This window comes from Acidocella sp. (assembly GCF_027352905.1).
GTDB lineage: Bacteria > Pseudomonadota > Alphaproteobacteria > Acetobacterales > Acetobacteraceae > Acidocella.
Genome location: NZ_DAIEIF010000009.1, coordinates 1 through 11,171, shown reverse-complemented (window position 1 = coordinate 11,171; position 11,171 = coordinate 1). Strand labels below are relative to the sequence as shown.

The window sequence follows — 11,171 nt, the reverse complement described above, 5'->3', positions numbered from 1 at the left end:
TGGCGCAGCGCCGCGTCCCGCGCCGGGCCTGGGCATTGCGCCAGGCGGGCGGCGGCGGCGCGGGCGCGCTGGCCCATCTCCGCCATGGCGCGATGATGACGATCCTCTGCGGCGTTCATGCGCGCATGCTTGCCCAGTCCTGGCGGTCAAATCAACAGCGGGTTACACTGCGTCCAGCATGCCAGACCTCTTCGATTCGCCGCCGCCCGCTCTCGCGCTGCCGCCGGGGCCGGTGCTGCGCGGTCCGCGCCTCACGCTGCGTCCGCCCCATGGCGGGGAGGTGGCGGCCTTCCACCGGCTGATCAATGATTGGGATATCTGCCGGCGCGTGCCGGACGCGCCCTTCCCCTATCCGGAGGCGCAGGCGGCGAAATGGATCGAGGCCGCGGCGAGCGACCGCGCGGCGGGGCGGGCCGAGCAATTCGCCATCGTCGAGACCGCGACCGGGGCGCTGGTGGGCTGTATCGGCCTCAAGCTGGACAAGACCCGCCACGCCGCCGAGCTTGGCTACTGGATCGGCCGGGCGCATTGGCGGCGGGGGTTCGCGCTGGAGGCGGCGCGCCGCCTTACCGATTGGGCCTTCGCCAGCCTCTCCCTCACCCAGCTCACCGCCGTGGTGGCGGCGGATAATGACGGCTCGCTGGCGGTGCTCCGCCAGCTGGGCTTCACCCAGACCGGCAAGGGCCACCGGGTTTTCTCCTGCCGGCCCGGGCAAAGGCTGCCGGTCAAGCTGTTCAGCCTCGAACGCGCGGCGGAGAGCGCGCCCGCCGCCCCCGCCCGGACGGTGACGCTGGTGGTGGCGGCGGCGCTGATCGACGCGCGGGGCCGGGTGCTGCTCGCCCGCCGCCCGGAAGGCAAAAAGATGGCAGGGCTGTGGGAGTTTCCCGGCGGCAAGATGGAGCCGGGCGAGACGCCGGAGGCCGCCCTGGCGCGGGAATTGCGCGAGGAGCTGGGGCTGGTGACCGATCCCAAGGATTTCGCCCCTTTCGTCTTCGCCTCCCATGCTTATGATGGGTTTCACCTGCTGATGCCGTTATTTCTCTGTCGGCGCTGGCAGGGGGAGCCGCGCGGGCGCGAGGGGCAGAAGCTGGTCTGGGCCGCCCCCCAGGATCTGAGCGAATATCCCATGCCCGCCGCCGACCGTCCGCTGATACCGATGTTGAGGGATTTTTTGTGACCCAGGCCCAGACCGCCAACCCCACCGCCGCCATTCTCATCATCGGCAATGAGATCCTCTCGGGCCGCACCCAGGACGCGAATGTGCAGTTCATCGCCCAGCGTCTCGCCGCCCTCGGCATCAAGCTGGAGGAGGTGAGGGTGGTGCCGGATGTGCCGGAACGAATCATAAGAGCGGTTAATGAATTGCGCGCTTCCTATAAGCTGCTCTTTACAACCGGCGGCATCGGCCCGACCCATGACGACATCACCAGCGAATGCATCGCCGCCGCTTTCGGCGTGCCCTGGGAGCTGAACGAGGAGACCGACCGGGAGATGAAGCAGGTGATGGGCGAGCGCTACAACGCCGCCCGCCAGCGCATGGCGATGATGCCGCGCGGGGCGGCGCCCATCCGCAACGAGGCTTCGATCGCCCCCGGCTTTTCCATCGCCAACGTCTATGTCATGGCCGGGGTGCCGCGCATCATGCAGGCGATGATGAAGGCGCTGGAGCCCGTTTTGCCGCGCGGCACGCCCATCCAGATGCGCGCGGTGCACGGCTTCGGCGTGGTGGAGGGCGGCATTGCCGCCGGGCTCGCCGCCATCCAGGCGCGCTACCCGGAGCTCGATCTCGGCAGCTATCCCTTCAAGAAGGATGGCGTCTGGGGCGTGGCGCTGGTGGCCAAGGGCACGGATCTGCCCGCCATCGAGGCGGCGATCCGCGAGGCGACGGATCTCATCGCCGCGCAGGGGGCGCAGCCCATCCAGGGCGAGCCCGCCGCCTGAGGGCGCGGCTCAATCGCTCTGCCAGACCTTCCAGCTGCTGACCGCCTCATCCGGCTGGCGCTCCCCGGCCAGCTGCGCCAGGCGCAGCGTGATCATCGCGTGCTCCATGACCACGCTCGCATCCTCCCCCCTTCCCGCCCAGCGGGGGGCCACGCCCACGGTGAGGCGCGTGCGCTCCGGCAGCAAGGGCGGCAGGGTGGCGCAGAACCGCGCCGCGCGCTCGCCCCCGGTGAGATGGTCCATATTGTCGCACCAGAGGCCGAGCGTGGTCTCGTCGATCCGGCCCAGGAGATCGGTGGGGCGGACGATGTCCCGCAATTCCTCGGCGAGGCGCATCGCCACCGCCATGCGCAGCTCCGCCGGGGCGCTGGCGAAGCCGAGATAAAACAGGGTGCCCGGCTGCTCCTCCACATCCAGCCGGTCCAGCCGCCGGGAGATTTCCTCGCCGAACACCCTCGCGGTCCACAGCCCGGTCTCGACATCCAGCACGGCGGCGAGGCGGTAGCCGGCCTCCAGCTCCTCCCGGTGGCGGTCGGGCAGGGCGATTTCCGGCGCTTCCAGGTCGAAAAGCAGCCCGTAAGTGCCGGCGATTCGCCCGCCGGCGAAGCGGGGCGCCAGGGAGAGCCGGTGCAGCCGCCCCGCCCCCTCCGGCACGTTCAGCCGCAACTGGCCGTGCCAGGCCATGCATTCGGTGCAGACGGTGGTGATGATGTCCCGCAGCTCGGCGGCGCCGGGCAGGCTTTCGCACCCGGTATCCAGCAGGCTCGCCAGCTCCTGCCCGCGCCATTCCGCCGCCGGGCGGCCCAGCGCCCGGCCGGGGCCCAGATTGGTGAAGCGGCCGAGCGGGTCGGTCTCGAAGGCGAGGTCGGCGAGCATGGCCCCCACCGTCAGCCAGCTCGCGCCGGGCAGGTCGAGGGGGGCGGGCGCGTTGAGCGAGGGTGAGGTCATGGCCCGTTCTTTAGGGAGGCAGCCGTTAACGGAGGCTTAATCCCCCCGGCCCGTCTGGCCGCGATGCCGAAGCCAATGATCAGCCAGCACGCAGGCCAGCATCGCCTCGCCCACCGGCACGGCGCGGATGCCCACGCACGGGTCGTGACGCCCCTTGGTCGTTATCTCCACCTCCTCGCCCGCCGCGCTCACCGAGCGGCGGGGTATGAGGATGGAGCTGGTGGGCTTGACCGCGAACCGCGCCACCACCGGCTGGCCGGTGGCGATGCCGCCGAGAATGCCGCCGGCATGGTTGGAGAGAAAGGCGATCCTGCCGCCCTCCATGCGCATCTCATCGGCATTCTCCTCGCCGCGCAGGGCGGCGGCGGCGAAACCCTCGCCGATCTCCACCCCCTTGACGGCGTTGATGCTCATCAGCGCGGCGGCGATCTCGGCGTCCAGCTTGCCGTAGAGCGGCGCGCCCAGCCCGGCGGGCACGCCCTCCGCCACCACCTCCACCACCGCGCCGATGGAGGAACCCGCCTTGCGGATGGCGTCCAGCTCCGCCTCCCAGGCGCGGGCCGCCTCGGCATCCGGGCAGAAGAAGGGGTTGGCCTCCACCTGCGCCCAGTCCCAGCGGGCGCGGTCAATGCCATGGGCGCCCAGCGCCACCATCGCGCCGCGGATCACCACGCCCGGCCCCAGCACCTTGCGGGCGATGGCCCCGGCGGCGACGCGCATCGCCGTCTCCCGCGCCGAGGAGCGGCCGCCGCCGCGCGGGTCGCGATGGCCGTATTTAAGGTCGTAGGTCACATCGGCATGGCCCGGCCGGTAGCGCGCCGCGATGTTTTCATAATCGCGCGAGCGCTGGTCGGTATTCTCGATGAGCAGGGAGATGGGCGTGCCGGTGGTGCGGCCCTCATGCACGCCGGAGAGGATGCGAATCTCGTCCGCCTCCCGCCGCTGGGTGGTGAAGCGCGACTGGCCGGGGCGGCGCCTGTCGAGGAAGGGCTGGATATCCGCCTCGCCCAGCGGGATGCCGGGCGGGCAGCCATCCACCACCGCGCCGATGGCGGGGCCATGGCTCTCCCCCCAGGTGGTGACGCGAAACAGCAGGCCGAAACTGTTGAAGGACATTATTCGCTGGCGATGGCGAGGTCGGGCGCGTCGGGATTCTTCATGCCGACGATATGATAGCCGCAATCGACGTGATGGATCTCGCCGGTGACGCCCTTGGCGAGGTCGGAGAGCAGATAGAGGCCGGAGGTGCCCACCTCCTCCAGCTCCACATTGCGGCCCAGCGGCGAATTATAGCGGTTCCATTTGAGGATGTAGCTGAAATCGCCGATGCCGCTCGCCGCCAGCGTCTTGATCGGCCCGGCGGACAGCCCGTTGACCCGGATGCGGTCCTTGCCGAGATCGGCGGCCATGTAGCGCACAGAGGCTTCCAGGGCCGCCTTGGCCACGCCCATCACGTTGTAATGCGGCATCCAGCGCTCCGCCCCGAGATAGGTGAGGGTGAGCAGCGCGCCGCCCGCCGGCATCATCGCGGCGGCGCGCTGGGAGACGGCGGCGAAGGAATAGGCCGAGATGTCGAGCGCCTGCTGGAACACCGCGCGCGGCGTGTCCAGGAAGCGCCCGCGCAGGAAATTCTTGTCGGCGAAGCCGATGGCGTGGACGAGAAAATCGATCCGCTCCCATCTCTGCCTGAGCGCCGCGAAGGCTTCGTCGATCGCCGCGTCGTCTCCCACATCGCAGGGGATGAGAAAATCGGACCCGATGGAGGCCGCCAGGGGCCGCACCCGTTTTTCCAGCGCCTCGCCCTGATAGGTGAAGGCGATCTCCCCCCCTTGCGCGGCCACCGCGCGGGCGATGGCCCAGGCGAGGGAACGGTTATTGGCCACGCCCATGATGATGCCGCGCTTGCCCTGCATCAGATTGCCCCGGGGCAGGGCCGCTCCGGTCTCGGTCTCGGACATGGGTGGGTTTCTCCGTGCTGCTCTCGTCTTTGGCGGATGGTGGTGGCATAGGATATGGCTGGCATCAAGCTTGACCCAACCCAGCGAGGAGCGCGCGAGACCATGAGCGACGACCCTTTCCGGCAATTTGGCGCGTGGTTCGCGGAGGCGGGCCGCACCGAGCCCAGCGACCCCAACGCCATGACGGTGGCGACGGTGGGAGAGGGCGGACGCCCGGCGGCGCGGACGCTGCTGCTGAAGGAATGGGATGCGGGCGGCTTCGTGTTCTATGGCAATCTAGCCTCGCGCAAGGCGCGCGAGATGGCCGCCAACCCCAACGTGGCGCTGCTCTTCTACTGGAAGAGCGTGCACCGGCAGATCAGGATCGAGGGCCAGGTGGCGCCGGTGCCCGCCGCCCAGGCGGATGCTTATTTCGCCACCCGCCCCCGCCTGTCCCAGCTCGGGGCCTGGGCCTCCGAGCAATCCCGCCCGCTGGCCTCGCGCGCCGCCTTCGAGGCGCGGTTGCGGGAGATGGAGGAGCGCTTCGCCGGCCAGCCGGTGCCGAGGCCGGATTTCTGGTCCGGCTGGCGGCTGACGCCCGATTATTTCGAATTCTGGCAGGGGGTAGATTTCCGCCTGCACGACCGGGTGATCCACCGGCTCACCCCCCAGGGCTGGGAGACGGGCCGGTTATATCCGTGAGGTCCTCCGCCGTGGCGAGGCCGAGGGCGCGGCGGTAGACCTCCTTCCTCGGCAGGCCGGTGGCGGCGGCCACGGCGGCGGCGGCGTCCTTGACGCTGAGGCCGCGCTCAAGCGCCGCGCCCAGCGCCGCGTCCAGCCCTCCCTCATCCGGTTTTTCCTCCTCCGCCGGGCCGATGACCACCACGATCTCGCCGCGCGGCGGATGGGCCGCGTAATGGCGGGCCAGCTCGTCCAGGGGGGCGCGGCGAATCTCCTCGAAACGCTTGGTCAGTTCCCGGCACACCGCCGCCGGGCGCGGGCCTAAGGCGGCGAGCGCATCCGCCAGAAAGGCGGCGAGCCGGTGCGGCGCCTCGTAGAATACATGGGTGGCGCGCAGCCCCGCCGTCTCCGCCCGGCGCAGCCCGGCGAGGCCGGCGCGGCGCGGGCCGGGCTTGGGTGGCGGGAAGCCGTTGAAAAGAAATGGCTGGGGCGGCAGGCCGGAGAGGGTGAGGGCGAGCACCGCCGCGTTCGGCCCCGGCACGCCGGAGACGGTAAGCCCCGCCGCGATGGCGGCGCGCACCAGCCGGTAGCCGGGGTCCGAGACCAGGGGCGTGCCGGCATCGGAGATGAGGGCGAAGCGCTGGCCGCGCCGCATCGCCGCGATGAGGCCGGGCAGCGCCGCCGTCTCGTTATGCTCGTGCAGGGCGATGCATTTGCGCGCGATGCCATGGGCGCGCAGCAGCACGGCGCTCGTCCTGGTATCCTCACAGAGAATGGCGTCCGCCCCGGCTAGACTTTCCCGCGCCCGCGCCGATAAATCCTGAAGGTTGCCGATTGGCGTGGAAACCAGCACAAGGGCGGGCAGGCCCGCGCCGCGCGCGGCGGGAGGGCCCGATGATGGAGGATTGTCAATTGCGCCTGGTGCCGTATCTTCGCTCATGCCTGTGCCTCGCCGTGACCCTGGCGTTGGCGAGCTGCGCGGGCCAAGCCCCGCAGATTTCCGGAACGCCTTCCACCACGGGGCTTACCCCCTCGGCGTCCGCGCCGCAAAACATGGGCAAGACCAGCGGTAATATGCTGCTGCTGGTGCCGCTCTCCGGCAGCCTGGCGCCGGTCGGGCAGGTGCTGGTCAACGCCGCCAAGCTCGCCGTGCCGGCGGGCGAGACACCGGCGCTGGACATCCGCGACACGGGCGGCACGCCCAGCGGGGCGGTGGCCGCCGCGCAGGCGGGTCTCGCCGCCGGGGATGGCGTGATTCTCGGCCCGCTGACCGCGGCGGAGACCAAGGCCGTGGCGCCGGTGGCCAAGCAGGCCGGGGTGAACATGCTGGCCTTCACCAATGACAGCACGGTGGGAGCACCCGGCATATGGCCGCTCGGCATCACCCCGGCCGAGCAGGTGCAGCGCGTGGTACAATACGCCGCGCAGACCGGGCGCACTCAATTGGCTGGGCTGCTGCCCGATTCCGATTATGGCCGCCACCTGGCGGATGCCTTGCAGCAAGAGGCGGCGACGCTCAGCGAGCCCTCGCCGCAGATCGTCTATTACGAGCAGGGATTTTCCAGCCTGAATCAGGCGGTGCGGCAGGTTTCCAGCTGGGACAGCCGCGGGGCGAGCCTGATGGCGCAGATCAAGGCCGCCAAGGACTCCGGCACCGCCGTCGGCTTGCAGAAGGCGCGGGAGCTGTCCCGCCAGCAGGTGGCGCCGCCGCCCTTCAACGCGCTCTTCATCGGCGCGACGGATGGCACCAGCCTGGCGGAGCTAGCGAATTTTCTGCCCTATTACGGGGTCACGCCGCCGCAGGTGCAGCTGCTGGGCCCCAGCCTCTGGGCCAGTCTCGCCACCGCCATGGCCGGCCAGTCCACGCTGGTGGGCGCGCTCTACGCCGGGCCGGACCCCGCCGCCGCCGCGCCCTTCCAGGCCAAATACAGCGCCGCCTACGGGGCCGCGCCGCCCGCCATCGCCGATATCGGCTTCGACGCCGCCGCCCTGGCCAAGCTGGCCTCGGCCTCGGGCGGCTATACCGTGCAGGCCCTCACCGCGCCCTCGGGTTTTACCGGAACGGACGGGCTGCTGGTCTTGCAGCCTGACGGCACGGTGAAGCGGGGGCTGGCGGTGTTCGCCGTCACGCCGGGCCAGCCCAGCGTCGTTTCCCCGGCCCCCACCAGCCTCGCCCAGCCCTGACCCGGCCCATGGCGCCACCGGGCAAGGGCGGGTGGGACAGGGCGGGGCCGGCCGGTTTCGCCCTGTTCCTCGCCCTCGCGGCGGCGCCCAGCCTCGTCTTCGCCCTGCTCGCCTTCACCGGGGCGCTGCGCCCCGCCTGGGCGGCGGCGGCCTGGGCGGCGTGCACCCTGGTGGCGGCGAGCTTCGCCGTGCTGCTGGCGCGGGACATGCTGGCCATGACCCGGCTGGTGCGGGAGTTGCGCGCGGCGCCCGACACCCCGCCCGCCGCGCCGCGCCTGCGCCTGCCCGGCATGGGCGAGCTGGGCACCGAGGCGCTGCGGCTGATCCAGGCCGAGCGCCTGGCGCGCCGGCGCGGGATGGCGAGCGCCGCCGAGGCGCGCGCCCTGGTCGAGCGCCTGCCCGACCCGCTGCTCAAGCTGGACGGGGAGGGGCGCGTGATCTGGCGCAACGGCAGCGCGATCTCCGCTTTTGGCGGCGAGACCGCGGCCCTCCTCCGCCATCCCGCCTTGCGGGCCGCCCTGGCGCAAGCCCTGCGGGAGGGCCAGCCGGTGCGCCGGGAGATCAGCCTGACCGTGCCGGTGGCGCGGGATTTGGAGGCGACGCTCATCCCGGTGGGCGGGCCGGCCTATCTGCTCGTTTCCGACCGCACCCGCGAGCGGGCGCTGGAGAAGATGCGCGCGGATTTCATCGCCAATTCCAGCCATGAGCTGCGCACGCCGCTCGCCAGCCTCATCGGCTTCATCGAGACGCTGCGCGGCCCGGCGGCGGATGACCGCGAGGCGCAAAGGCAGTTTTTGCAGATCATGGCCGAGCAGGCGGGGCGGATGCAGCGGCTGATCGACGATCTGCTCTCCCTCTCCAAGATCGAGATTTCCGAGCACTCGCCGCCGCGCGAGATGCTGGCGCTGCCGCCGCTCCTCGAGCGGATCGCGGCGGCGATGGAGCCGATGGTGAAGGCGCACAAGGCGCGGCTGGCCGTGGCGCTGCCGCCCGATCTGCCTCCCATTCCCGCCGATGCCGACCAGCTCGCCCAGCTTTTCACCAATCTGCTCGACAACGCCTTGAAATATGGCAGGCCGGGCGGGGAGATCCGGCTGAGCGCCGGGGCCGGGGCGGATGAGCGCCTGCCTCCCGGCGGGGTATGGGTGGCGGTGGCGGATGAGGGGCCGGGGATTCCCCGCGAGCATATCCCGCGCCTGACCGAACGGTTCTACCGCGTGGATAAGGGCCGCTCGCGCAGCGTGGGCGGCACCGGGCTCGGCCTCGCCATCGTCAAGCACGTGGTCAGCCGCCATCGCGGGCGGCTGTTGATCGAGAGCGAGCCGGGGCGGGGAACGGTATTCACGGTCTGGCTGCCCGGCCCGCCGGGCCAGACCGATAAAACCGGGCCATGAACGCCCGTTCAAAGGGGAGATAAAAAGATGTTCATCGCGGCGGTCATCCTGGCGCTGGCGGTTCTCGCCCTGGCGGCGGTTTACATCCACGACAAGCGGCAGACCCGCCACACGGTGCTGCGCAATTTTCCGGTCATCGGCCATTTCCGTTATTTCGCCGAGACCTGGGGCGAATATATGCGCCAGTATCAATACCTGCCGGATTGGGCGGAGCGGCCCTTCAACCGGATGGAGCGCAGCTGGGTGTACCGCTCGGCCAAGGGCGTTTCCAATTACATCAGCTTCGGCTCCATGGCCGTGCCGGGCTTTGTCTTCCGCAACGCCGCCTTTCCGGTGCTGGAGGAGGACAAGACGGGTTTCCCCGGCAAGCTGATCGGCATCGCCGCCGGGCCGGGGGCCTGCGCCCAGCCATACCCGGCCTCCAGCTTCTTCAATATTTCCGGCATGTCCTATGGCGCGCTCAGCCACGCGGCGGTGACCGCGCTCTCGCGCGGCGCCAAGCTGGCGGGGATATGGATGAGCACCGGGGAGGGCGGCCTCAGCCGCTATCATCTGGAGGGCGGCGCGGATATCGTCATGCAGATCGGCACCGCCAAATACGGGGTGCGCGACGCGGAGGGCCAACTCTCAGAGGCGCGGCTGCGCGAGATCGCCGCCCATCCGCAGGTGAAGATGTTCGAGGTCAAGCTCGCCCAGGGGGCCAAGCCGGGCAAGGGCGGCATTCTGCCCGGCAATAAGGTGACGCCCGAGATCGCCGCGATTCGCGGCATCACCGTCTGGCAGGATTCCGTCTCCCCCAACCGGCACCGGGATATCGGCGACATCGCCGGGCTGGGGGCGTTCATCGCGCGGGTGCGCGGCATCACCGGCCGGCCGGTGGGGGTGAAATTCGTGGTGGGCGATCCCGGCTTCGTCGATGAATGGTTCGCCGATTGCGCCGCGCATCCGGAGCATTGCCCGGATTTCGTCCAGGTGGATGGCGGCGAGGGCGGCACCGGCGCGGCGCCGGAGTCGCTGGCGGATTATGTCGGCCTGCCCATCACCCAGGCGCTGCCCTATGTGGCGGCGCTGCGCGACGAGCACGGCCTGCGGGAGCGGGTCCGCATCATCGCCTCCGGCAAGCTGCTGACGCCGGACAAGGTGGCCTGGGCGCTGTGCATGGGGGCGGATTTCGTCTCCTCCGCGCGGGGCTTCATGTTCGCGCTCGGCTGCATCCAGGCGATGAAATGCGGCTCCGGCCGCTGCCCCACCGGTGTCACCGCCGCCGTGCCCCGGCTGATCCACGGGCTGGACCCGGCGGACAAGGCGGTGCGCGTCTCGCGCTACGCGCTGCGGATGCGCGACGAGGTGGAGAGCATCGCCCATAGCTGCGGCCTGTCCGACCCCAGCCAGTTCGCCCCCTACCATGTCACCGCCGTGGAAAACGGCGTCGGCGGGTTCCGGGCGCAGTCCAGTTGACCTATCCGCTGCTCTTTCTGTTGGCGGCGGGGCTCGATATCCTGCTCGGCTGGGGGCAATGGCCCGCCGTGCTGGCGGGACATCTGCAAGACCCGGATTCCTATATGCGCCTGCTGCGCATCGAGCAGGGGGTGCGGGCCGGGCATCTGGTGGTCACCGTCGCCGGGGATCAGTCCGGCGCGGGGGTGATGGTGGAATGGTCGCGCCTGCTGGACATGGTGATCTGGCTGCTGGCGGCGCCGCTGGCGCCGTTTCTCGGCTGGCACCGGGCCTTGTTCGCCGCCGGGGTGGCGCTGGGGCCGCTGGGGGTGGGAGCGCTGGGTGTATCGCTGGCCTGGGCGGTCGAGCCGGTTTCGCTGCGTCGGTATCTCTGGATCGCCGCCGTTGCCGCTGCCATCCTGCCCGCCCTCGCCAGCATCGCCCTGCCAGGTGTGGTGCATTACCATGTGGCGCTGCTGGTGCTCATCGCGCTCACCGTTGGCTGCGTGCTCCGCGCAGCGCGGGAGGATATAGGGTTCGGCTTTCTCGCCGGTGTTTCCGGCGGTTTTGCCATCTGGATGACGCCGGAGACGATGCCCTTCGTGCTGATGGCCTATGCCGCGCTGGCCCTACGCTGGCTGAAGGTGCC

10 protein-coding genes and 1 pseudogene are annotated in these 11,171 nt (G+C 70.6%); 7 read left to right on the top strand and 4 right to left on the bottom strand.

Going from position 1 to position 11,171, the window contains the following annotated elements:
* The first annotated feature begins 178 nt into the window (after positions 1-178).
* Both mutT and M7H45_RS00735 read left to right on the top strand, forming a co-directional pair.
* Positions 179-1,177, top strand: a complete 999-nt coding sequence (mutT, locus tag M7H45_RS00740; protein WP_298213702.1) for an 8-oxo-dGTP diphosphatase MutT — start codon at positions 179-181, stop codon at positions 1,175-1,177.
* Entirely contained in the window at positions 1,174-1,941 is a 768-nt protein-coding gene (locus M7H45_RS00735) for a molybdopterin-binding protein (RefSeq protein ID WP_298213700.1), read from the top strand. The genes mutT and M7H45_RS00735 overlap by 4 nt, the downstream gene beginning before the upstream one ends.
* A 9-nt stretch (positions 1,942-1,950) precedes the next feature.
* On the opposite strand, the gene M7H45_RS00730 is transcribed toward M7H45_RS00735, so the two are convergent.
* From M7H45_RS00730 to fabI, 3 genes are read right to left on the bottom strand one after another with little or no spacing between them, the layout of a single operon-like run.
* A complete protein-coding gene (locus M7H45_RS00730; RefSeq protein ID WP_298213698.1) occupies positions 1,951-2,889 on the bottom strand; it encodes a hypothetical protein in 939 nt (312 codons plus the stop codon).
* Positions 2,890-2,925: 36 nt separating this feature from the next.
* Positions 2,926-4,005, bottom strand: coding sequence for a chorismate synthase (aroC, locus tag M7H45_RS00725; protein WP_298213696.1), 1,080 nt, complete (start codon positions 4,003-4,005; stop codon positions 2,926-2,928).
* Entirely contained in the window at positions 4,005-4,847 is an 843-nt protein-coding gene (gene fabI / locus M7H45_RS00720) for an enoyl-ACP reductase FabI (protein WP_298213693.1), read from the bottom strand. The genes aroC and fabI overlap by 1 nt, the downstream gene beginning before the upstream one ends.
* A 102-nt stretch (positions 4,848-4,949) precedes the next feature.
* Between fabI and pdxH the strand changes: the two genes are divergently transcribed.
* Entirely contained in the window at positions 4,950-5,528 is a 579-nt protein-coding gene (gene pdxH, locus M7H45_RS00715) for a pyridoxamine 5'-phosphate oxidase (protein WP_298213691.1), read from the top strand.
* Here pdxH and rsmI read toward each other — a convergent pair.
* Positions 5,488-6,360 (bottom strand): 16S rRNA (cytidine(1402)-2'-O)-methyltransferase, encoded by an 873-nt coding sequence (gene rsmI, locus M7H45_RS00710; protein ID WP_298213689.1) that lies wholly within the window; start codon positions 6,358-6,360, stop codon positions 5,488-5,490. The two genes, pdxH and rsmI, sit on opposite strands and share 41 nt — an antisense overlap.
* Before the next feature lie 41 nt (positions 6,361-6,401).
* Here rsmI and M7H45_RS00705 point away from each other — a divergent pair, with 41 nt between their 5' ends.
* From M7H45_RS00705 to M7H45_RS00690, 4 genes and pseudogenes are all read left to right on the top strand, one after another.
* The gene (locus tag M7H45_RS00705; RefSeq protein ID WP_298213687.1) at positions 6,402-7,691 is read left to right on the top strand and encodes a penicillin-binding protein activator; all 1,290 of its coding nucleotides are present in this window, start codon (positions 6,402-6,404) and stop codon (positions 7,689-7,691) included.
* Between the two features lie 8 nt (positions 7,692-7,699).
* Positions 7,700-9,085, top strand: a complete 1,386-nt coding sequence (locus M7H45_RS00700; RefSeq protein ID WP_298213685.1) for an ATP-binding protein — start codon at positions 7,700-7,702, stop codon at positions 9,083-9,085.
* Positions 9,086-9,112: 27 nt separating this feature from the next.
* Positions 9,113-10,543 carry an FMN-binding glutamate synthase family protein gene (locus M7H45_RS00695; protein WP_298213683.1) on the top strand — a complete coding sequence of 477 codons (1,431 nt, stop codon included), beginning with the start codon at positions 9,113-9,115 and terminating at the stop codon, positions 10,541-10,543.
* A pseudogene (locus M7H45_RS00690) lies at positions 10,540-11,171 on the top strand (hypothetical protein); the annotation flags it as partial. The gene M7H45_RS00695 and the pseudogene M7H45_RS00690, both read left to right, overlap by 4 nt.